The sequence below is a fragment of the Chryseobacterium geocarposphaerae genome (assembly GCF_002797535.1).
Lineage (GTDB): Bacteria > Bacteroidota > Bacteroidia > Flavobacteriales > Weeksellaceae > Chryseobacterium > Chryseobacterium geocarposphaerae.
In genome coordinates this window covers 85585-109360 of record NZ_PGFD01000004.1, presented here as the reverse complement: position 1 = coordinate 109360, position 23776 = coordinate 85585, and the positions used below count along the sequence as shown (strand labels likewise).

Genomic DNA, 23776 nt, shown 5'->3' with positions numbered 1-23776 from the left:
AAAATTTTAAAATTGGCCAACATGATTTTTAACCGAAAACATACTTATATTTCTATTTTTTTTGTGGGGACAATGGCATTCGGGCAGGTAAAACGTCCGAGTGCTACTCCTTACACAAATGAAGGTACTTTTGAAAAATTCAAAAAAAAATACCCTTTCACCACCCCTATCGATCGGGCTGTTCCACAAAATATCGGAATTGATAAGGACGTAGAATACACCAACATCAATGGGCTTTCCCTAAAAGCAAATGTTTATTACCCTTTAGATCGATCCAAAAAACATCCTGGAATTGCCATGGTTCACGGTGGTGGCTGGATTTCAGGAAGTAAGGAAAATGAAAAGTTCATGGCAATGGAGCTGGCTTCAAAAGGCTATGTGGTGATTGCGATCGGTTACCGTTTGGCCGATGTTGCGAAATATCCTGCCGGAGTTGAAGATATTGAGACCGGACTTCAATGGCTTAAGAAAAATCACTTAAAATATTCTTTAAACAAAAAGAAAATGGCAGTTTTAGGAGAATCTGCAGGAGCACAGATTGCCACTTTGGTAGGTGTCAAAAAAAAGAATAAAATTCAGGCAATTGTAAATGTGGATGGAATTGTCTCCTTTATTCATCCCGAAGCTGAAGAAAGTACTTACGCCGCTTATTGGCTTGGTGGCGACAGAGATATCAATTTAAAAAACTGGACTGAAGCTTCACCGCTGGAATATGTGGATAAAAATACCCCTCCTACTCTATTCATCAACTCTTCTCAGCCTCGTTTCCACGCGGGACGAGACGACATGATGAAAAAACTGAAGAGCTATAATATTCCGACTGAGTTTCACGAAATCAAAGATACACCGCATTCATTCTGGTCAGCTGAGCCTTGGTTTACAGAAACGCTGAATGTAACGGTTGACTTTTTAAATAAAGTTTTGAAATAATAATTTTAAACGCAAAGATTTATTAAAATAATAATGTTAAATTTTTAAGATAGCAAAGTAGGCGACAAGTCGCTAATGAAGCTTAATGATAATTCACCCGCTTAATCAAAATCAATTTATTGATTTCCTCTTTGCTCACTAAAATAAGCATAAAGAAAAAACAAACTTTGCGTTAAAAATAATAGAGTTTTATGAAAAAATTACTTTTAATTCTTCTTATTTCAATGGCCAATTTTCTCTTTGCAGAAAATGATCCGTACATAAAAATTACCGTTGCCAAAGACGGAAGCGGAGATTTCACATCCATTCAGAAAGCGATTAATTCTATCAGAGACTTGGGTCCGGCTGAAGCGTTGGTTTTCATTAAATCCGGAACGTACAATGAAAAAGTGGTTATTCCATCTTCAAAACATAAAATCACGTTAGAAGGCGAAAATAAAGACAATACCATCATTACCAACAATGATTTTTCAGGAAAGCTGGATTCGTTTAATGAAAAAATGACAACTTTCAATTCCTACACTTTGCTGGTAATGGGTGATGATATTAAAATCAGCAATCTTACCATCCAAAACTCCTCCTGTAATGAAGGACAGGCAGTCTCTCTCCATGTGGAAGGTGACCGTTTTATAATTAAAAACTCCAATATTTCGGGGTGTCAGGATACAATCTACTCTGCCACGAATCACAGCAGACAATATTTTGAAAACTGCTATATTGAAGGAACAACAGATTTTATTTTCGGACAGGCCACCGTTGTTTTTAAAAACTGTACCGTCAAAAGCTTAGCTGATTCTTACATCACTGCAGCTGCAACGGAAGCTGATAAGCAACATGGTTTTGTATTTTTTGACTGTAAATTAATTGCCAAAGAAGGTATTACCAAAGTGTATTTGGGAAGACCATGGCGACCTTACGCGAAAACAGTTTTTATTAACACAGAAATGGGAAAACACATTCTTCCCGAAGGCTGGAATCCGTGGAAAGGCGACAAGATGTTTCCTGATAAAGAAAAAACAGCGTATTACGCAGAATTTGGAAGTAAAGGAGAAGGTGGAAATGTTTCAAAACGTGTAAACTGGTCGCATCAACTGACGAAAAAAGATTTGAAGAATTATACATTAGAAAAGATTTTTAATGATTGGAACCCGAACATGAGTAATAAATAATCGGTAATGAGTAATGATAACCTCAATAAATCGACCTAGGAAAATGGAGCGTTAAGAAAATTAATTCTGTGAACGTTAAAAAAATTCTACTGTTTGAGCACGACACAAATAGTAAAACGAAGAACTAACATTGGATTCGTGCGAGTTTTAGAATTTTTAGAGAACAGAATTCATTTTTAGCGAAAGTTTCCAAGTCTTGAACTTTTGGTTCTTTTGTTTGACTACGTCGAATCTGCGATTTCAAGACAAAAGAACATTAATTTAAAATTTATTTAAAATGAAAAAAATACTTTTAATATTCAGCTTAGCCTTTTCAACTTTAATTTTAGCTCAAAAAAAGCCTACTCTGTTCCTCATCGGCGATTCCACCATGGCCAACAAAGAAAACCCCGACAAAAACCCTGAACATGGATGGGGACAGGTTTTACCACAGTTTTTTACCACAGGAATCGAAATCCAAAATCATGCGATGAATGGCAGAAGCTCGAAAAGCTTCAGGACGGAAGGAAGATGGGATAAAGTGGAAAAACAATTGAAAAAAGGAGATTTTGTGATTATTCAGTTTGGGCATAATGATCAAAAATTAAAAGATTCAACAAAATTTACGAATCCTTATACTCAATACAGAGCTAATCTGGAAAGATATGTAAATGAAGCCAGAGCCAAAGGAGCAACGCCCATTCTAATGACTTCTATTGTAAGAAGAAACTTCAACGAAAACGGAGTTTTAATCGATACACACAAAGAATACCCTTTGGTAGTAAGAATGGTAGCCAATGATTTGAAAGTTCCTTTTGTAGACATGCAATTACTCACAGAACAGCTGGAAATTTCTTATGGCCCTGAAAAATCAAAACTGTTGCATTTACATTTTAAAGCGGGAGAAAATCCATATTATGAAAAAGATAAAGCAGATGACACACATTTATCAAGATTGGGCGCAGAATCAGCTGCAAAATTGGCTGTGAAAGATTTGAAGAATTTGAAAATCGGGTTGGAGAAATATATTAAATAATTAAACTCTCGCAAATTTTTTAGATGACGCAGATTTAAATAAACAGTTGGTTTGTCATTCAGAGCGAAACGAAGTGAAGTGTGGAATCTAAACAAATTAATTCAATAGTGAATTCAGAGTTTAGATTCCTACGGAATGACAAAGTATATGCAGTAATTTACTATTAATTTTAAAATTCAAAAAACATACAAAAATGAATTTCAAGAAAGAACCTTTCTTTGACGGTAATTCCGAATGGGAAGATTTAGGAGACGGAGTTTCCAGACAATTTGTCGGATACAATTCTCAAGTGATGATGGTGATTGTAAAATTTGAAAAGGATGCCATTGGTGCTTTACATCAGCATTTCCATTCTCAGATTACGTACGTGGCTTCAGGAAAATTTGAAGTGACGGTGGATAGTGAAACAAAAGTCTTGCAACAGGGTGACGGATTTTTTGCACAACCTAATATTTTTCACGGGGTGAAATGCCTCGAAGCCGGACAGTTGATTGATGCTTTTACCCCTTTCAGAGAGGATTTTCTTAAAGATTAATATCTAAAAATTCAAACCTTATAGGTTTTTGAAACCTATAAGGTTTATGCATATACTTCATCAAATTAATTGGATATGAAAAAAATTACTTTCCTACTCTTACTTTCTTTTTTCGTTCGGTTATCCGCACAGGAAAAAATAATGGTTTGGCCGAAAAGTCAGATGCCCAATTCTAAAGGAATGCCTTTAAAAACAGAAGAAAAAGACGGAAGAATTATACAGATAAAAGAAACCGAGATGTTTGCTTTTCTGCCGCCAAAAGAAGAAAGAAAACAGATGGCGGTTATTGTCATTCCCGGAGGCGGATATTACAAACTGACTTATGATTTAGGAGGTTACCAGATTGCAAAGTGGTTTAATACTCAAGGAATTTCAGCATTTGTTTTAAATTACAGGCTGCCGACTTCTCCCGATTTAAAGCAAAGAGAAATAGCACCATTACAAGATGTACAGGCTGCCATAAAATACCTTAGAAAAAACGCAGAGCAATACGGTATTTCAGCGGAACAGATCGGTGTAATCGGAACTTCCGCGGGTGGCCATTTGGCGGCATCAGTAAGTAATATTTCTACAGATTATACTGAATTAAAAGGCGACTGGACATCCGTTCCTACTATTCCCAATTTTGCAATTCTAGTCTCTCCGGTTATTGATTTTGGAGAATTTGCGCACGTCGGAAGCCGAAACAGTCTGCTTGGTGAAAATGCATCCCCGGAAAAAATCAAAGAATATTCTATGCAGAATCGGGTAACGGAAAAAACACCGCCTACAATTTTATTTCATGCCCAAAACGACAAAACCGTTCCTGTGATGAACAGTATTCTGTACTATCAGGAAATGATCAAAAACAAGGTAAAAGGTGCATTGTTTATTTTTCCTGAAGGTGAACATAAGATCGGAATTACCAATAAATCTGAACTGACGGATAACTGGAAAAAACTATGCTCAGACTGGCTTAAAACCATAGGTAATAAGTAATAAAAAGCTAATATAGGAACACTTCGACAGGCTCAGTGTGATATCTCTAATACTATTTCTTATTAATAATTCATTGGTAACACTGTCATGCTGAGCTTGTCGAAGCATCCTAACAAATAAAAACCTTTTAAACATCTAAAAATGCTGAAAATCATCCAACATAAAATATTCTTACTGGTTTGCGGAACGCTTATTTCTGTTTCGGTTCAGGCACAGCAAAATTTAAAACTCACTTACAACAAACCTGCGGAAAACTGGAATGAAGCTTTACCTATTGGAAACGGAAGATTAGGGGCCATGATTTTTGGAGGAGCTTCACAGGAACATCTTCAGCTTAATGAAGAAACAATTTGGGCCGGAGAACCCGGCAATAATGTTCCGAAAAACACATTCGACAGCATTCAGAAAATAAGGAAACTGTTAAATGAAAGTAAATTTGAGGAGGCTCAGAATCTTTCCAACAGAACATACCCAAGACAGGCTCCAAAAGATTTGAATTACGGAATGCCATACCAGACAATGGGAGACTTGTTTTTGGACTTTAAAGGCCATGAAAATTTTAAAAATTACAATAGGACTTTAGATATTGAAAAAGCAGTCAGTACTATTTCTTACGAAGTAAACGGGGTGACCTTCAAGCGGGAAATTTTCTCGTCTTTTGCGGATAATGTGATTATGATCAAACTTTCTTCAGGTAAAAAGGGAAGTTTAAATTTCTCTATCAACGCTTCTACTCCACACTTGCAAAAATCTATTTTTACAGAAAATAACCAACTGGTTATCAATGGGACAAGCAGTTCGAAAGATAATAAAACCGGAAAAGTCAACTTTAAAACCATTGTTTTTCCTGTTTTAAAAGGCGGAAAACTAACCTCATCAAAAGATAAACTGGAAATTTCCGGAGCGGATGAAGTGGTGATCTACGTTTCCATTGCAACGAATTTCAAAAAGTACAATGATCTTTCAGCCAATCCTGGTGCAAGAGTTTCAGAATATTTACAATCGGCTTTAAATAAAAAATATGATGCAGAATTAAAAGCTCACATTAAAAAGTACCAGAAATATTTCAAACGTGTAAGTTTAGATTTAGGAACCACTGAACAGACAAAAAAGACAACCGATATCAGAATCAAGGAATTTGGAACTTCAAAAGATCCGGATATGGTGGCTTTGTATTTCCAGTTCGGGCGTTATCTTCTGATTTCTTCTTCTCGACCGGGAACCCAGCCTGCCAATCTTCAGGGAATCTGGAATTACCAGTTGAATCCGGCTTGGGACAGCAAATACACAGTGAACATCAACACAGAAATGAATTACTGGCCTGCAGAAAATACCAACCTCAGCGAAATGCACGAGCCTTTATTTGATATGATCCAGGATCTATCGGTAACAGGACAGGAATCTGCCAAAGAAATGTACCACGCAAGAGGCTGGAATATACATCACAATACCGATTTGTGGAGAATCACAGGAATTGTTGACGGCGGTTTCTACGGAATGTGGCCCATGGGTGGAGCCTGGTTAACACAGCACATCTGGAATCATTATTTATATTCCGGAGATAAGGATTTCTTAAAGAAAAACTATGAAGCTTTAAAAGGGTGCGCTTTGTTTTATCTTGATGTTCTTCAGAAGGATCCTTCCCAACAATACCTTGTTGTTTCACCTTCGATGTCTCCTGAAAATACATACGTAAAAAATGTAGGAGTTACAGCCGGAACAACAATGGATAATCAGTTGGTTTTTGATGTATTTAATAATTTCATCAATGCTTCAAAAATTTTAAATAAAGATCAAAACCTTTCCGATCAAATACAATCGGCTTTAGGCAAACTTCCGCCTATGCAGATCGGGCAGCACGCCCAACTACAGGAGTGGCTGAAAGATATGGACAAAACAGACGATAAACACAGACATATTTCACATTTGTATGGACTTTTTCCATCAGGACAGATTTCACCGTTCAGAAACCCTGATCTGGCAGAAGCCGCAAAAAATTCAATGATATACAGAGGAGATAAATCTACAGGTTGGTCAATGGGCTGGAAAGTAAATTGGTGGGCAAGATTATTAGATGGTAACCGTGCTTTTAAATTAATTTCAGACCAACTGTCACCCGCTCCTCTCAATAATAAAGGCGAATCAGGAGGAACCTATCCGAATCTTCTGGATGCACATCCACCGTTCCAGATTGATGGAAATTTTGGCTGTACCTCAGGAATTGCAGAGATGTTGCTGCAAAGCTATGATGGTTATCTTTACATTTTACCGGCACTTCCGGATGCTTTACCCAATGGTTCTGTAAAAGGCTTGAAAGCAAGAGGCGGTTTTGAAATTGATATAGACTGGAAAAATTCTAAACTTACAAAATTGGTTGTAAAATCTGCTCTGGGCGGAAATGCAAGAATCAGAATTGTGAAAGATTTAAATTTAAAATCTAAAACAAACTTCACTTTAGCAAAAGGAGAAAACCCAAATGGGTATTATCAAACGAATACGATTAAAACTCCTTTAGTTTCTGAAAAAGCTCAGTTAAAAAGTTTTGATGTTCCTGAAACTCAGATTTTTGATTTTAATACAGAGAAAGGCGGAACGTATACTTTTGAAGTAAAATAAAATTCAATAAATAATAAAATGCAACCGATTGAATAAAAAAAATAATCAATATTATAATTATATAAATATTAATATATTAAAATATAAAACTTTTATATATTAAATTTATAATTTTATACTTGTATCAAATAACAAAAAATTATTACTATGAAAAAAACATGTAAAGCTACCATTCTGATGGTAGCTCTGAGCTCAATCTTTGCCTTAACCGGCTGTGGACAGGAAGACATCAAAACTGATCTTACAGAAAATCCGAACAGCCTTACCATGAATGACATTTCTGAGACCAATGCAGTTGTTCCCTTAGCAGATTGCGCCGCTCCGGGATGGGCTTCTCAAAACGGCGGGACAACCGGTGGTGGAACAGCAGCCGAAACAACTGTAACCACGTATGCCCAACTAAAAGCAGCCATTGAAAATACCGCGGTAAAAGTGATCAAAGTATCCGGAACCATTACCATCACTGCGCGTATCTCATTTCAGGATCAAACCGGAAAAACCATTTATGGAACAAGCGGCGCCAAACTGGTTTCGACCGATCAGACAAAAGACGGTTCGGGAATTCTCAATATTAAAAGATGTAACAATATCGTAATCCGGAATTTGATCTTCGAAGGACCGGGAGCCTATGATACAGATGGTTGGGACAATGCTATTTTAGACGATTGCAGAAATGTCTGGATCGATCATTGTGAATTCAGAGACGGCGTTGACGGAAACTTTGACATCAAAAACAAATCAGATTATATCACGGTTTCTTATACTAAGTTTCATTATCTGAAACCTCCGAAAGCGGGTGGCTCAGGCGGAACTGATGATCACAGGTTCTCAAATCTGATCGGCTCTAGCGACACTTCTACAACAGATGCAGGAAAGCTGAACGTAACCTTCGTTCGTTGCTGGTGGGCTCCGGGTTGCAGAGAACGTATGCCGAGAGTGAGATTTGGAAAAATCCATATTGTGAACAGCTATTTCAACAGTTCTGTGAGCAACAAATGTATTGCAGCGGGAGTTCAGGCCAACATTCGTGTAGACGGAAACGTTTTTGAAAATGTAAAAGAGCCTATCAATTTAATGAGCGGATATACCGCAGTAACTGTTACCTCAAACAATACATTCACCAACGTTACGGGAAATACAGCAGGAAGCGGAACAGCATTTACGCCACCTTATTCTATCCCGACTTTATCTTTATCGTCCGTAAAGTCTGATGTGACAGCCAATGCAGGTGCTACCCTTACTGGGAACATCTGTAATTCACTATAATTAATTGTCCACCTGTAAAACAAGAAAGACTGAGAAATATCTCAGTCTTTTTCTATTAGACGAATGTTTGCTAATTTTCTATAAATCTGAATGAACTAGTTATCAGAAATTTTATTTTTCTCCAACCATTTCGGATATTCTTTATTGATCAGCTTATCCGCAAAATCACCAAACCAGCTGTAACCGTTTCTTCGTTCTTCCGAAACTTCATTGTAATTATATTTTACACTCCCGTCTCTGTCACCAAAAAGCGGCCTGTTATTATTAATATCATAAAACCTTGCCCAGATTACAGAACCTTTTTCTGCCGTTAGAGTTCGGATAGCTTTTCCGTTTACTTTTGAAACATTATAGCTATAGCCTTCAATTTTGTTTTGCTTGAACCATTTTACTGCCGATTTTATTGATTTTTCAACTTCAGGAGTAACCGGCTGCATCATTAAAAAACGTACAATCCCCACCGACTCTCCTGTTGCCAACGAAATCGGTTCAAAAGCTCTGGCTTTATCCGGCTGCAAAGTCAATTCATTGTACTGATCGCCCCAAATGGTCGGAATTCCTTTTTGTAATACCTGAGTTTTTAAAATACAGTCGATCCCTCTTTTCACGGCATCTTTTGACTTCTCTTTTAATTTTGAATCTACGACATCGAAATCATTTTTACCTTCAGCAACATTATACAAAACCGTCAAAGCATTAATCATCGCATTATCATTATACGTTACCTGTTTTCTATATAAGCCCGTATTCGGATAATATTGTGGAAAACCTCCGTTTTTATACTGCATTAGAAGAAGATAGCTGATTCCTTTTTCTGCAGCTTTCAGATATTCAGGATTTTTTGTTGTTGAATACGCTTTAATCAAAGCATTGATTTCCTTTGAAGTAGCATTATTATCAATGGTGGCGTGATCATCGCCTGTAGATTTTATCTTTCTTAAAAGGTCTTTATCCAGCGGTAAACTGTAATTGACTACAGACTTATCTTCCAGCTGCTTTCCCCATCCTCCGATCGGAAGCTGATAGATCAGCATTTTTTCTGCTAAAGTGTCTTTTACCTGAGCGGAAAGGTTAACGGCAGTTAGCCCAAAAGCGAATACGTATATTTTTAATTTCATCCTTACAATATTATTTAACCTTTACCTGTAAAGGGTTTGCTATAATCTGAGCCTGTTTTTGCAACATATTTTCCCAATCTTTTTGTGTTTGAATCTGCCCACTTTTCTGCCATGCAAATCCTGCATAATAAGTCAGTTTTTTCTGAGGTTTTGTAATGACCAGTAAATTACTCTGATCCGGAATTTCAGATGCAAAAGCAATTGATTTTTCTACAATACTAGGATCAACAACTATTCCTTCTCCTACGAAAGCATCATCAATTTTTTCCCAATGCAGATAATATCCATTCTTATCATTCAACTTTGCTTCTCCTTCGTTTTTATGTAGCGTAATTCCGATGGTGTAGTTCGGAACCTGTTTTTCAGCTTCAAAAGTCGATTCAAATTTTGAAAAATTAGATCCCAAATCCAAAGAAATTCTCTTCGTTTCCTGCACCCCAAACTCACTCCAAGGATGATAAGTTAATTCAAAAACCGTTCTCAACGGACCTTCTGCAATCGTTTTTGAGGTTACAAAATTTTGAGAAACCTGGAGTTTTCCGTCTTTCCAGATCCCGATTCCTCCGGTTCCACGGCTATCTCCAACCTGATAAGGATCGTAACCCTCACCCCGAGTATCTCTATGGTAATACATCGGATCCGTCAAATAACCTTTATACCAGTCATTAATGATAGATTTATCAGTTCTTTTCAACCAAATATCCACTCCACTCGAAAGCGTGCTTCCTTTCACTCCTGCCAAAGCCTCCTGCTGCCCTTTCGGACCATATACACGAAAAGCAATTTTATCATTTTCCCAGGTATAGTCATCTGCACGCTCAGGAACCAACCTTGAATATGTCGCCACCTTACTTACCGGAATTGGAGTTTTTGCATCCGCAACGATAGTATAAAATGCTGTCTCTTTTGCTCCCACTTTTGCCTGAAAAAGCAACTCATCATTTTTACCGTCTCCATTATTATCGATCCACTGAATCGTAAGATAATTATTTTGAGCATCTTTAATTCGAAGATCCGACTCTTTATTTTTCCCTAAAAACGACTTCAGCCGGCTCACCGGAATCGTAACCACTTCATTCCGTGCAAAGTCCAGAGTATTTTTCACCTGAATAGAAGTTTGTGCAGCTATAAAATCCACAGCAATGCAAACGATTGCACAACTTATTCCAAATCTTAGCTTTTTATTCATAACTCTCAGACGTTGTTTTTCTCAAAAGTAAAAATAATTTGGGTAATGATATATTATTTTGCTTAAAAATTTCTTAAAATTAGTCATGAATTAAAAAAAGCACCTACATTTCTGTAAGTGCTTAATTTTCTGTGGTCCCACCTGGGCTCGAACCAGGGACCACCTGATTATGAGTCAGGTGCTCTAACCAACTGAGCTATAGGACCTCAAAACTTGGTTAAATTTTGTGTTTGCAAAAATAGCAAAAATTCTTTCACCACAAAATTTTTTATTGCTTTTCTTGGCATAATTCTACCAGTACTCCATTGGTAGATTTAGGATGCAAGAACACAACTAATTTGTTATCAGCACCTTCTTTCGGTTCTTCGGAAATAAATTGAAAACCTTCTTTTTTCAGTCTTTGCACTTCGTTGTAGATATTTTCCACTCCAAATGCCAAATGATGAATACCTTCTCCTTTTTTATCTATAAATTTTGAGATCGGACTTTCAGGGTTACTGGCTTCCAAAAGCTCTATTTTACTTTCTCCGGTTTCATAGAAAGATGTAACTACTCCTTCCCTTTGTACGGTTTCTTTTTTATATGATTCTTTCCCCAGTAATTTAGCAAAGAGTTCATCTGAAACTCCCAAAGACTTTACAGCAATACCGATATGTTCTAGCTTCATAAATACTAATCAATAATTTAAATTGTAATTTTGATACTGCTTCTTAATTTCAAAGTATCAATTCAAACAAAAGTACTAAATTTGCAGAACTTATGGAAAGTAACAGACAAAGAAAAGTAGCACAGATTATACAGGAAGACTTCGCAGAGCTTTTCCGCCAACAGGCTGCCAACAGCCAACAAAGTATTTTAGTAACCGTTTCTGACGTAAAAGTAACGGCAGATTTAGGGATTGCAAAAATTTATTTAAGCATTTTCCCACAGGAGCACCGCAGTGCCGTGATGAAGGAAATAGAAGAAAACAAAGCTCAGTACAGAAATTTCATCGGCCAGAAAATGGCAAAACAAGTACGTGTAATTCCAAATCTTAACTTTTATCTGGACACCACTCTTGATGACGTGGAAAAACTGGAGAGAGAATTAAGAGGAGAAGGTGACAATCCTGTTTTATAGTACATTTTGAAGAACATTGCATTTTATATCGCATCCCGATACCTTTTAGCTAAAAAAGGGAGCACTGCCGTTACGTTTATCACGTGGCTTGCTGTAGGAGCGATGACCGTAGCTGTGACTGCGATGTTCGTTATTATTTCGGTTTTCTCCGGACTGGAAGATTTCAATAAAGATCTTATTGCCAACCTGCATGCAGATCTTACCTTAAAAAGCAGCTCAGGAAAAACGATTAAGAATATACAACAGGCAGAGACTACTTTAAAAAAGAACAAAGAAATTGTGAGCTTTTCTAAAGTGATCGAAGAAAAAGTATACATCAACTACAACGGCAAAGGCGATATTGCCTATTTACGGGGAGTAGATTCTGCTTATACGAAAGTGAATCCTATTGACAAAAGTATTTTCTACGGAACTTACCCAAGCTTCAAGTATTCCAATGAAGTGATTATGGAGCATTCCCTTAAAAACAGGCTTTCCATTCCTATAGATTCTACCTCGGATTTTGCTACGGTTTTCATGCCTAAACCAGGTACAGGAATTATTAATAAGGAAGAAGATATTTATAATAAGAAAAATATTTTCGTTACAGGAGTTTTTCCTGGAAATGATCAGCTCAACAACTACATTATAGCTCCTATTGAGCTTACTGAGGAACTATTGGATCTACCAAAGCAATCTGCCTATCAGATTGTGATTAAACTTAAAAATCCTGAAAACGCAGATATAGTAAAGCAAAATTTGATCTCACAACTTGGCAAAACGGTTGAAATCAAAACCAAAGAAGAGGAAAACGCCGCTTTCTGGAAAATGATTAATACCGAAAAGCTGTTTATTTACCTTATTTTTGCTTTAGTCATCTTCATTACGACCTTCAATCTTGCCGGAGCAATTATTATTCTTCAGCTTGATAAAAAAGAACAGGCCCGCTCACTCATTTCACTTGGATTTCCTTTAGCTCATTTAAGAAAAACGTATTTTTATACCGGAGTTCTTATTGTAATTTTAGGTATTATTTCAGGACTAATTCTAGGTACTCTTTTATGCTATTTTCAGCAGTATACTGAATTTTTTAAAGCCATAGGAACATTGCCCTTTCCTATTAAGATCGTAGGAAACAATTACATCATTGTAGCCCTTACTGCAGCAGTATTCGGGATACTAATTTCATGGTTCTTCTCAAAGATCAGCAAAGACTATATTACTAAAAGTTAATACACAACGTTTCATTTTTTTGTATCTTTACGCCCCCAATTTTAAAAAATGAAACGAATATTATTTTCTTTGTTGTTTGCAGTTGTATTTATCAATGCGTTTGCACAAATTCCGGCAGGGTATTACAACGGAACAACAGGACTTACTGGAGCCGCTTTGAAAAGCAAGCTTAATCAGATTATCACCAATGGTCATATCGATCATGGCTATAATGGCCTTTGGAGCGGTTATCAGACTACCGATCGTGATTATTATTATGAAAATGACGGAACAATTTTAGATATTTATTCCGAAAATGCCAATGGCCCGGATCCTTACACATTTACTTACTCAACCAACCAATGTGGCTCTTACAGCACAGAAGGAAACTGCTACAATAGAGAACACGTAGTTCCACAGAGCCTATTCAACAGCAACTCTCCTATGGTTGCAGATATTCATTTCATTAGAGCTACTGATGGAAAAGTAAATGGAATGAGATCTAACTATCCTTACGGAAAAGTAGGTACAGCATCTTTTACTTCTTTAAACGGATCTAAACTTGGAACCTCGGTCTCTCCTGGATATTCAGGAACGGTTTTTGAACCTGTTGATGCTTTTAAAGGCGATGTGGCAAGAATGATTTTTTATTTTGTAACACGATACGAAACGCAGCTTTCCGGGTTCAGTTCAGGAAATATGTTGGGAAATTCAGCTTTTCCGGGTCTTCAAACCTGGGAGCTTAATCAATTACTAGCCTGGAATGCATTAGATCCTGTTTCTCCTGCAGAAATCGGAAGAAATAATGCTTCTTATATTTATCAGGGAAACAGAAACCCTTATATTGATCATCCTGAATATGTTGATCAGATTTGGGGAACACCAGTTGTTGATACCCAGGCCCCAACAGCACCAACTAATTTAGTAGCCAATAACCCTACCAGCAATTCAATTTCTTTAAGCTGGACTGCAGCTACAGACAACATTGGAGTAACAGGTTACGATATTTATTTTTCAAACGGAGCTTTCTATGCTACTGTTACAGGAACCACAGCAACAGTTCAGGGATTAACTCCTTCTACTACCTATACATTCTATGTTATTGCCAGAGATGCCGCTGGGAACTCATCTCCACAAAGTAACAATGCAACAGAAACAACTCTTGCAGGACAACCGGGCGGAGGAAGCTGTGGCACTGAAGATTTCAGCAATATTCCTGCAGCTTCTTCAAGCTATGCAAACCAAACATGGACAAATAACTCCATTACATGGAATGCAACCGATGCAAGAACAGACCAAACCATTACAGGAAAAGCAATTACCATAAGAGACGGTTATTTGCTAAGCTCTACCCTTTCCGGCGGAATCCAAAGCTTAACCGTAAAAACCCAGTTAAAATTTACAACAGGTACCGACAGCGCTTTAAATCTATTAATAAATGGTGTTCAGGTTGGGACAATTCCTTATACAACAACAGTAGGAACATACACAATCAACAACATCAACATAAGCGGAAACGTTACCATTAAACTTGTCAATCCTGTTTCAGGGAATAGAGTGGCTATTGATGATTTAAGCTGGACGTGCTACACCAGTCTGGCGACTTCAGAAACTTCAAAAGATGGCGCATTCGGAATTTATCCTAATCCTGTTAAAAACAACGAGCTTTTTGTAAAAGGCGAAAACATTAATAAGATCACAAAAGCAGAAATCATTGATCTTTCAGGAAAGCTTATTCAGGTGATCCATCATCCGTTTAAAAATTCTAACAAGATAGATCTTAAAAACCTGTCAAAAGGAGTTTACTTATTAAAAACAGATATAAATACCACAAAATTCATTGTGGAGTAAATACAAAAATTTAATTTATAAAAGACCGAAATTCTCGGTCTTTTTTTTATTTTTGAAATATGATTTCCAATAAAAAATTAGGCTTAATAGGACGTAATATCTCTTATTCTTTTTCAAAAAAGTTTTTTGAAGACAAATTTCAGAAACTGATGCTGAAAGATTTTTCTTACAGTATTTTTGATTTAAATGAGATACACGAGGTTGAACAGTTATTTTCAACCTCCGATCTTTTAGGGTTTAATGTAACCATTCCTTACAAAGAAAAAATCATTGATTACCTGGATGAATTGAGTGACGAAGCTCAGAAAATAGGAGCTGTTAACTGTGTCTTAATTAAGGATGGTAAAAAAACAGGATACAATACAGATGCTTTCGGATTTGAAAAAACCTTGCTTCTTCATAAAAAGCCACACCAAAACGCTGCGCTTATCCTAGGCAACGGAGGAGCCGCGAAAGCCGTTCAATATGTTTTAAACAAACATGGGATCAGTTCTATTACCGTTTCCAGAAGCACGGAAATTAATTTCGATAATCTGGATCAGGCAACCGTTGAAAATCATCCTATTATTATTCAATGTACTCCTGTAGGAACTTTCCCGAATGTAGAAGACTGCCTCAAATTTCCTTTTGAAGGACTATCTAAAAATCATCTGGTTATTGACTTAATTTACAATCCCAATTATACCCAATTCATCATTAATGCATCCGAAAAAGGAGCAAAAACAGTGAATGGGTATTATATGCTGGAACAGCAGGCAGAAAAAGCTTGGGAAATTTGGAATTTTCAAAAAAAATAACATAAATTAGTGTTTTAATTGGCTTTTTACTATATTTAAAGGATATTAATGCCACTCACATAAAAGACTTGCTATGACTACAGAAAACAACCTTTCTGAAAACGAAGAAAAGAAAAACGCTCAAGAAGTATCTCAACAAAACCCATCGGAAGAAACCGTTTCTTCTCATGAGCCCCCTCATGATGAAGATACAGATTCTGTGGAAGATCAGGAAGAAGAGGTTGAAATTTCTTTAGCGGAAGCTTTAAAGGAAATGGAAAAAATCATCAACACTCCCAATGCTGGTGAAAATTTCAAAAAATTCAACCTTTTAAAAGAAAAAGCAAGTCACCACATCCATGATGAGATAGAAGATAAAAAGCATGAATATGTAGAAGCTGGAAATGCTCCTGAAAATTTTAGTTACGAGCATCCTCTGCAATCTAAACTTTCTGCTCTAGTCAACATCTTTAAAGAAAAACATGATTCTTACCAAAAAGGTCAGGAAGAGGAGCAAAAGAAAAGCCTGGAACAACGCCAGAATATCATTGAAAGACTTAAAAATCTATATACCAATTCAGAGCCGGGAACAAACCTTTTCAAATCAATCCGTGAAATAAAAGAGGAATGGTCTAAAGCCGGGCAGGTTGCGAAATCCGAATTTAAAATTCTTAACAACAATTATTTCCACCATCTGAACCAGTTTTATCAGATGCTGGATTTGAATAAAGAGTTTCTTGAGCAGGAATACAGCCATAATCTTGAGAAAAGACAGCATATCATAGAACGTGCAAAAGAACTTGAGAATGAACCTGTCATTCAGAAAGCACTGAATGAGCTTCAATATCTTCATAAACTTTGGAAAGAAGAAGCCGAACCGGTTGCAGAAGAATTCCGTGAAAAAACCTGGGAAGAATTTAAAGAAATCTCTAACAAAATACACGAGAGAAAATCTGAACTTTCTGCTGCAATAGAATCTGAACAAAGCATCAATCTGGAGAAAAAGAACCAGATCATCGCTGAAATTAAGAAGCTTTCAGAACCAACAGAAGCTCCTAACCATAATTACTGGCAAAATGCCATCCGAAGAGTTGAAGATCTTCGTTCAGAATTTTTGAAAACCGGAAGTGTTCCTAGAAAGCTTTCCAATCAGAACTGGACTGATTTCAAAACAACACTAAGAAACTTCAACACAACGAAGAACAATTATTACAAATCATTAAAAGGATCTCAGCAAAGTCATCTGGAAGAAAAATTAAAGCTTATCCAGACCGCTAAAGACAATATGAACAATGAAGAGTGGGACATTGCGGTACCATTATTCAAAAAGCTTCAGGAAGACTGGAAAAAAATTGGCCACGTTCCTAAAAGTATGACCAATAAGATCTGGGATGAATTCCGTGATGCTTGTAATACATTCTTTAACAACTACAGAGAAAAAAGTAATACCTCTACAGATAACTGGAAAGAGAATTACAAACATAAAAAAGAACTTCTTGATGAGTTGAAAACCATCACTAATGAAGATGGCAGCATCGAAAAGATTGAGGCGATTAAAACCGCTTGGAATAATATAGGAAAAGTGCCTAGAGAAAAAATCTCTATCAATTCCGAGTTCAACAAAACGCTGAGAGAAAAGCTAAAACTGAATAAAATCAACGAATTAGAGCTTAAAGAAGAAGGACTTTCTGAAAACCAGTTAACCGACAAAGCAAGAAAAATTAAGAGTCAAATATCTGATCTTGAAGCAGAAATCGTAAAACTGGAAAACAACTTAGCGTTCTTTAATAAGCCATCGAGAGAAAATCCTTTATTAAAAGATACTTTCGATACTATTGATGAGAAAAAAGCTCATTTAGAAACCTTAAGACAAAATCTTCACAGCATAATCGCAGGAGAATAAACTTATTAAAAATCTAAAAAGCGGAGCCAAATAATTTGTCTTCGCTTTTTTCTTTCCTATGCAAGACGAATTTTATATCAGAAGATGTATTGAGCTTGCCCAAAAAGCAATCGGCAATACCTATCCAAACCCTTTAGTGGGAAGTGTAATTGTTCATAATGAAAAAATCATTGGTGAAGGCTACCATCATAAAGCAGGAGAACCTCATGCAGAAATTAATGCCATCAATTCCGTTAAGGATAAAAGTTTAATTCCAGAATCTACCATTTACGTTTCCCTGGAGCCTTGTGCACATTATGGAAAAACTCCACCCTGTGCTTTAAAGATTAAAGAGCTGGGGTTCAAAAAAGTAGTGATAGGTGCAATGGATTCCCATGACAAAGTGAACGGAAAAGGGAAAAAGATCATCCAAGATGCAGGCATTGAAGTCGTTTCCGGAATTTTAGAAAATGAGTGTATTGAGCTGAATAAACGATTTTTCACTTATCATGAAAAGAAAAGACCATATATCATTCTAAAATGGGCAGAATCCGGAGATGGTTTTCTGGATAAAGATTTCAAGCCCACCTCTATTTCCAATACCTTAGTCAATCAATTCGTTCATCAGTTGAGAGCCAATGAACATGCTATTCTAGTCGGAACACAAACCGCTTTAAACGACAATCCAAGCTTAACAGTAAGAAACGTAAAGGGTGTGAATCCTGTAAGAATCTTAATTGATTTTAATCTAAAAGTTCCTCACGATTTCAGTATTTATAATAACCAGGCTAAAACCTTAATTTTCAATTCTATAAAAGAAGAAAACAAGGAGAATATTCATTTTATTAGAATTGAAAAAGAAAATTTTCCACACGATTTAATGAGTTCTTTGTATAAAGAACAGATTCAGTCTGTTATTATTGAAGGGGGAAGGTTTACATTACAGCAATTTATTGATGAAAATCTTTGGGATGAGGCTATTGTTATTAAAAATGAAGATCTGAAATTAGAAAACGGGACTAAAGCTCCTACTTTAAGTAATATAAAACCTTGCAAAACCGAATATTTCAGAGGTAATACTATTGAATTCTTCCAATTAAAAGCACTATAATCATCTAACAATCAAAACTTAACATAATAAATATCTTATAATTTATCACCATCCTTTGAAATTAATTATGTAATTTCATGATGAAGCTAAAAATATTATCATGAAAAATCTAAGAAAATTAACAACAAGGAACTAAAATCTGTGAACGGAGGAATTCAAGATTGTTACTATCTTATTGATGGAACCAAAGTTTGTCCATGCAATCCTCACACTCAATACAACTGTAATGGTAAATGTGTTCCAATTGAACAAGCGTGCGCTATTCCGCACCCTGAAATTTAGAAATATTTATTATTAAGAATCTAAAAAATTCCAAACAAAGATTAAAAAACATCGTCGGAGGAATAGCCCTAAAATGCTGCACATATTATCCACCAAATTTACAAAGATATTGCGCAACCCCCATCAGGCATGAGCTGTCCGCCACTCTGACTTGAAGGAAGCTTTCCTTGCTAATAAGATTAAAGAGAACTTTACCGTTCTCTTTTTTCATGCAATATTCTTAAAAAGCTTTAACTTTGAAAAATTAATTTAAATTCAAGGCACAATAAGCTTCCTTACAAGATATGTTCAATTTTAAGACGATAGAATCTGCAGTAGAAAATACCTTATTAAAGGAAAAAGGAAGCAAATTCATCGGGTTTGCTTTTCCTGTGAACAATGAAGAAGAACTAAAAAATGCTTTAGAAAAAATCCGTGCAGAGCATCCAAAAGCAACACATCATTGTTATGCCTTCAGAATAGGCCTGAATGGTGAAAATTATCGCGCCAATGATGACGGAGAACCTTCCGGCAGTGCAGGTTTACCGATTTACAATCAATTATTAGCTAATGAAATTACTAATGTCTTGGTTATATCCGTTCGCTATTATGGAGGTACAAAACTGGGAGTATCAGGATTGGTAAAAGCCTATAAAGAATCGGCAAAAATCACATTGGAAGAAGCCAATATCATTACTAAAGAATTAGAAACAGAAATCGAAATTAAGTTTCAGTTTAACCAGCAAAATACCATCTTTACCCTACTTTCAAAATTTGATGCTAAAGTGTTAAATTTTGATGCTCAGGAAAATTGTATTCTTACAGCTTCACTAAAAATAGCACAAAAAGAAAACATCTCGGACAAATTGTCCGAGATGCAGTATGTTTCTTTTAAATTTAAAGAATAATTAATCCCTTCTTCCGCCCATAAATAGGGATAACCAGTAGAGAAGCTGTGCCAGCGAACCGATAGCCGCTACCACATAGGTTCTTGCCGCCCATTTCAAGCTATCCTGCACTCCGACATATTCTTCTGAAGTAACAGTTCCTGTATCTTTCAGCCATTTCATTGCCCTGTTGCTTGCATCGTATTCCACAGGAAGTGTCACAAAAGCAAACAAAGTTGTAAAGGCAAACATCAGTACCCCAATTCCTAATACCAGTCTATTTCCTGTTGGGTTATCAATGGTACGTGTCGCAGCCATGATCATAATCCCGGCAATCAGAACAAACTGCATCAGATTAGAACTTATACTTACTACAGGAACCAATTTGGATCGTAGCTGAAGCATAGAATATCCTTTAGCATGCTGAACTGCGTGACCGCATTCATGTGCAGCAACCGCTGCAGCAGCGGCATTTCTCTGCATATAAACACCTTCAGAAAGATTTACTGTTTTATTTTCCGGATTGTAGTGATCCGTTAATTGCCCAGGAACTGAAATTACCTGAACATCCGTGATCCCGTTATCTCTTAACATCTTCTCAGCAACTTCCTTTCCTGAAAGCCCGTTGCGAAGATGTACATTTGAATAATATGCAAATTTTGATTTCAATCTCGATGAAACCCACCAGCTTACGAGCATCGAAATACCGATAATTATATAATAACCGTAGTAACCTATCATTTTATTAGATTTTAAATGTGTTTTTTTTACTATTTTGATGTAAAAACTGTGCCAAAGTATTGTATTTAATTAATTATATTTGTCTGTCTAATTAGCGTCATACATTATGTCGAAAGTCTCCATTATTGAAGTAAAAACCCCGGATCAGGTAAAGAAATTTGTCCGTTTTCCGATGGATTTATATAAAAACAACCCTTATTACGTTCCGGCATTCATCAATGATGAAGTTAACGTTTGGAATCCCAAGCAAAATCCTGCCCTTCAATACTCCGAAGCCAAACAGTTTTTAGCCTATAAAAACAATACCGTTGTCGGCAGAATTGCTGTAATTATCAACCACAAAGAAGAAAAAGAACTGGGAATCAGAAAAGTCCGTTTCGGGTGGATCGATTTTATTGATGATGAGGAAGTTTCTCAGGCGTTAATTCAGACAGCTGTAGATTTTGCAAAAGAGAAAAATATTGACACTATTGAAGGACCAATGGGCTTCACCAATCTGGACAAAGCAGGAATGCTGACATTGGGTTTTGACAAACTGGCAACAATGATCGGAATTTACAATAGTGAGTATTATCCGAAGCATCTTGAAAAATTAGGATTGGTAAAAGAAAAAGAATGGGTGGAATTTGAAATCATCTTTCCCGATACTTTACCTGAAAAAATCTATAAATTCAACGAACTGATTTCTCAGAAATATCATCTAAAGGTTCTGAGATTTAAAACGAAAGAAGAAATCTTACCTTATGCTGATGCCATGTTTGATCTTCTGGATGAAACTTACAAACATCTTTCGACCTACACTCCTATTTCCGATGAGCAAAGAAAAACATATAAGGAAAAATACTTTCCTCTTCTGGATAAAGATTTCATTATTTGTATTGTAGATGAAAACAATCATCTGATTTCGTTTGCCATCACAATGCCTTCTTATTCTAAAGCATTACAAAAATCGAAAGGAAAATTACTGCCTTTCGGATGGTGGCATTTCCTGAAAGCCGGAAAGAAAAACGACAGAGCAAATTTTTATCTGATCGGAATTCATCCAGATTACCAAAGACGTGGAGTCACTTCAATTATTTTTAAAGAAATCTGGGATGTTTTCAACAAAAAAGGGGTGAAATTTCTTGAAACCAATCCCGAATTGGAAGAGAATAAGAGCATTCAGCTTTTGTGGCAGGATTATAATCCTGTAAATCACAAAAGAAGAAGAACCTATTCACTAAATATTGGCAATAAATAAAGGCTAATTTCTTACCCTTAACATTTTAATATCTTTTCATGAAACCACACCTTATTATTTTCGCCATTTTAATTGCCGGATTTATTTTTTATAATTTCTTTTTTAAAATAGAGGATGACAAAACCAACACTGTAGTTAACATAATGTATGCAAGTGTTTTATTTGGTTATATTTCATTTATGGCCTTTTCTTTACTTAAAAAAATGAAAAAATAACTACTATTTTTATTCATTCTAAATTACCAATTTTCTCTATTTTCATCCTATTTTAAAGCTGATAAATTTCATGCTTTCTTGTTTATTCGCTAAATTTGCAAATTGAGATAATAATGCAAAAATGAATTTACCTGAAAGTTATATTCCAATCCTTTTACAGGCAGGTGTTGCGATAGGTTTCGTAGCCATTTCTTTGCTTGGAGCGCATTTTTTAGGTCCAAAACAGAAAAAAGGAAATTCTGTAAAAAACCAAAGCTGGGAATGTGGAGTCCCGGTAGAAGGAAATGCAAGAACACCGTTTTCCATCAAATATTTTTTGACAGCGGTATTATTCGTACTATTCGATATTGAAATCGTATTTTTTTATCCATATGCAGTTAACTTCAGAGAATTCGGAATGGAAGGATTCTTGGCAGTACTTACATTTGTGGCGATTTTCTTCATGGCATTTTTCTATGTCTGGAAACGCGGCGCATTAGATTGGGATAAATAAAAGAAATTATAAATTTTAAATTACAAATTTTAGATGGTGATTTTAATTAAGGTTAACATTAACAATAATTTAGAATCTAAAATTTAAAATCTAAAATCTACTAAAATGTCAGATAACAAACCAGTAATAAGAACAGATGCACCTGCTCCGGAAGGATTTGAAGGAGAAGGGTTTTTCGCAACGAAACTGAGCAGTGTAATCGGGATGGCTAGAAAATTTTCTCTTTGGCCGTTGCCTTTTGCAACCTCTTGTTGTGGTATCGAGTTTATGGCTACCCTGAACCCTACGTATGATGCTTCAAGATTTGGTATGGAAAGAAACTCTTTCTCACCAAGACAGGCAGATATGCTGATGGTTTGCGGAACTATATCTAAGAAATTAGGACCTGTCCTAAAAGAAGTGTACACTCAGATGGCAGAGCCGAAATGGGTGGTAGCAGTGGGAGCTTGTGCTTCCAGCGGTGGTATTTTTGATACCTATTCTGTACTGCAAGGTATTGATAAAATTATCCCTGTAGACGTTTACGTTCCGGGATGTCCTCCAAGACCAGAGCAGATTATCGAAGGGGTAATGCAGGTTCAGGCTTTGGCAGAAAGCGAAAGCATCAGGAGAAGAGATATGCCAGAATACCAGAAATTATTAGATTCTTACAACATAAGCAACTAAGGGAAATGACAAACGAATTTGTATTAGAAGCAATCACAAGAGAATTTCCGGAGTCTGTAATCGCGAGTTCTGAGCCATATGGAATGCTCACAATCGAGGTGAAGAAAGAAGATTTGAAGAAAATCGTTCATTATCTTAAAGATTCATCATTAGAAATCAATTTCCTTACAGACGTTTGTGGAATCCATTACCCTGAATTCCCGGAAAAGGAAATCGGCGTAGTTTATCATTTACATAATATGATGACTAACTTCAGATTGCGTCTGAAAATCTTTATGTCCAGAGAAAATATCGAAGTGGATTCTTTAGTGGAATTGTACGCCGGAGCTAACTGGATGGAAAGAGAAACTTATGATTTCTTCGGAATTAAATTTAAAGGCCATCCGGATCTTAGACCTATTTTAAATATGGAAGATCTTGGATACCACCCGATGTTGAAGGAATATCGTTTGGAAGACGGCACAAGGACCGACAAGAACGATAGCATGTTCGGAAGATAATAGCGGAAGGCAATTAGCCAAAAGCAA

General features: G+C 36.2%; 22 protein-coding genes and 1 tRNA gene. 18 read left to right on the top strand and 5 right to left on the bottom strand.

The genetic code is table 11. From position 1 onward, the window contains the following. Positions 1-21: 21 nt before the first annotated feature. The 7 genes from CLV73_RS18370 (at position 22) to CLV73_RS18340 (ending at position 8509) form a co-directional block, all read left to right on the top strand. Entirely contained in the window at positions 22-930 is a 909-nt protein-coding gene (locus tag CLV73_RS18370) for an alpha/beta hydrolase (RefSeq protein WP_100378341.1), read from the top strand. A gap of 191 nt (positions 931-1121) precedes the next feature. After that, the gene (locus CLV73_RS18365; RefSeq protein WP_100378340.1) at positions 1122-2099 is read left to right on the top strand and encodes a pectinesterase family protein; all 978 of its coding nucleotides are present in this window, start codon (positions 1122-1124) and stop codon (positions 2097-2099) included. Positions 2100-2376: 277 nt separating this feature from the next. Then, on the top strand, positions 2377-3114 hold the full coding sequence (locus CLV73_RS18360; protein WP_100378339.1) for a rhamnogalacturonan acetylesterase: 738 nt from the start codon (positions 2377-2379) through the stop codon (positions 3112-3114). Positions 3115-3307: 193 nt separating this feature from the next. Then, positions 3308-3649: a cupin domain-containing protein gene (locus CLV73_RS18355; RefSeq protein ID WP_100378338.1), complete on the top strand. Its 342-nt coding sequence runs from the start codon at positions 3308-3310 to the stop codon at positions 3647-3649. Between the two features lie 75 nt (positions 3650-3724). Beyond that, the gene (locus CLV73_RS18350) at positions 3725-4627 is read left to right on the top strand and encodes an alpha/beta hydrolase (protein ID WP_100378337.1); all 903 of its coding nucleotides are present in this window, start codon (positions 3725-3727) and stop codon (positions 4625-4627) included. A 141-nt stretch (positions 4628-4768) separates the two neighbouring features. Further along, positions 4769-7243 carry a glycoside hydrolase family 95 protein gene (locus CLV73_RS18345; RefSeq protein WP_100378336.1) on the top strand — a complete coding sequence of 825 codons (2475 nt, stop codon included), beginning with the start codon at positions 4769-4771 and terminating at the stop codon, positions 7241-7243. Positions 7244-7390: 147 nt separating this feature from the next. Beyond that, positions 7391-8509, top strand: a complete 1119-nt coding sequence (locus CLV73_RS18340) for a pectate lyase family protein (protein WP_100378335.1) — start codon at positions 7391-7393, stop codon at positions 8507-8509. Positions 8510-8604: 95 nt separating this feature from the next. On the opposite strand, the gene pelA is transcribed toward CLV73_RS18340, so the two are convergent. The 4 genes from pelA to mce all read right to left on the bottom strand — a co-directional run bounded on the left by pelA (position 8605) and on the right by mce (position 11483). Further along, entirely contained in the window at positions 8605-9627 is a 1023-nt protein-coding gene (gene pelA / locus CLV73_RS18335; RefSeq protein ID WP_100378334.1) for a pectate lyase, read from the bottom strand. A gap of 10 nt (positions 9628-9637) precedes the next feature. Then, positions 9638-10816 carry a DUF4861 domain-containing protein gene (locus CLV73_RS18330; protein ID WP_100378333.1) on the bottom strand — a complete coding sequence of 393 codons (1179 nt, stop codon included), beginning with the start codon at positions 10814-10816 and terminating at the stop codon, positions 9638-9640. Positions 10817-10948: 132 nt separating this feature from the next. Next, positions 10949-11022: transfer RNA gene (locus CLV73_RS18325), tRNA-Ile, on the bottom strand. 62 nt (positions 11023-11084) lie between these two features. Further along, complete coding sequence (mce, locus tag CLV73_RS18320) at positions 11085-11483, bottom strand: methylmalonyl-CoA epimerase (protein WP_100378332.1); 399 nt, start codon at positions 11481-11483, stop codon at positions 11085-11087. Positions 11484-11575: 92 nt separating this feature from the next. On the opposite strand from mce, the gene rbfA reads away from it, so the two are divergent. The 7 genes from rbfA (at position 11576) to CLV73_RS18285 (ending at position 19915) form a co-directional block, all read left to right on the top strand. Then, positions 11576-11935, top strand: a complete 360-nt coding sequence (gene rbfA, locus CLV73_RS18315; protein ID WP_100378331.1) for a 30S ribosome-binding factor RbfA — start codon at positions 11576-11578, stop codon at positions 11933-11935. Positions 11936-11941: 6 nt separating this feature from the next. Continuing rightward, a complete protein-coding gene (locus tag CLV73_RS18310) occupies positions 11942-13147 on the top strand; it encodes an ABC transporter permease (RefSeq protein ID WP_100378330.1) in 1206 nt (401 codons plus the stop codon). A 48-nt stretch (positions 13148-13195) separates the two neighbouring features. After that, on the top strand, positions 13196-14977 hold the full coding sequence (locus CLV73_RS18305) for an endonuclease (RefSeq protein WP_100378329.1): 1782 nt from the start codon (positions 13196-13198) through the stop codon (positions 14975-14977). 59 nt (positions 14978-15036) lie between these two features. Then, positions 15037-15774, top strand: a complete 738-nt coding sequence (locus CLV73_RS18300) for a shikimate dehydrogenase family protein (protein WP_100378328.1) — start codon at positions 15037-15039, stop codon at positions 15772-15774. Positions 15775-15847: 73 nt separating this feature from the next. Then, positions 15848-17656 (top strand): DUF349 domain-containing protein, encoded by a 1809-nt coding sequence (locus CLV73_RS18295; RefSeq protein WP_100378327.1) that lies wholly within the window; start codon positions 15848-15850, stop codon positions 17654-17656. Between the two features lie 58 nt (positions 17657-17714). Continuing rightward, positions 17715-18746 (top strand): bifunctional diaminohydroxyphosphoribosylaminopyrimidine deaminase/5-amino-6-(5-phosphoribosylamino)uracil reductase RibD, encoded by a 1032-nt coding sequence (gene ribD / locus CLV73_RS18290; protein WP_100378326.1) that lies wholly within the window; start codon positions 17715-17717, stop codon positions 18744-18746. A gap of 566 nt (positions 18747-19312) precedes the next feature. Beyond that, complete coding sequence (locus CLV73_RS18285) at positions 19313-19915, top strand: IMPACT family protein (protein ID WP_100378325.1); 603 nt, start codon at positions 19313-19315, stop codon at positions 19913-19915. Here CLV73_RS18285 and CLV73_RS18280 read toward each other — a convergent pair whose 3' ends face one another. After that, complete coding sequence (locus CLV73_RS18280; protein WP_100378324.1) at positions 19916-20635, bottom strand: zinc metallopeptidase; 720 nt, start codon at positions 20633-20635, stop codon at positions 19916-19918. 106 nt (positions 20636-20741) lie between these two features. Between CLV73_RS18280 and CLV73_RS18275 the strand changes: the two genes are divergently transcribed. The 4 genes from CLV73_RS18275 to CLV73_RS18260 all read left to right on the top strand — a co-directional run bounded on the left by CLV73_RS18275 (position 20742) and on the right by CLV73_RS18260 (position 23749). Further along, entirely contained in the window at positions 20742-21875 is a 1134-nt protein-coding gene (locus tag CLV73_RS18275; RefSeq protein ID WP_100378323.1) for a GNAT family N-acetyltransferase, read from the top strand. A 336-nt stretch (positions 21876-22211) separates the two neighbouring features. After that, the gene (locus CLV73_RS18270) at positions 22212-22583 is read left to right on the top strand and encodes an NADH-quinone oxidoreductase subunit A (protein WP_100378322.1); all 372 of its coding nucleotides are present in this window, start codon (positions 22212-22214) and stop codon (positions 22581-22583) included. 105 nt (positions 22584-22688) lie between these two features. Then, complete coding sequence (locus tag CLV73_RS18265) at positions 22689-23249, top strand: NADH-quinone oxidoreductase subunit B (RefSeq protein WP_047397471.1); 561 nt, start codon at positions 22689-22691, stop codon at positions 23247-23249. A gap of 5 nt (positions 23250-23254) precedes the next feature. Next, positions 23255-23749, top strand: a complete 495-nt coding sequence (locus CLV73_RS18260; RefSeq protein ID WP_100378321.1) for an NADH-quinone oxidoreductase subunit C — start codon at positions 23255-23257, stop codon at positions 23747-23749. The last annotated feature ends 27 nt before the right edge of the window (positions 23750-23776 follow it).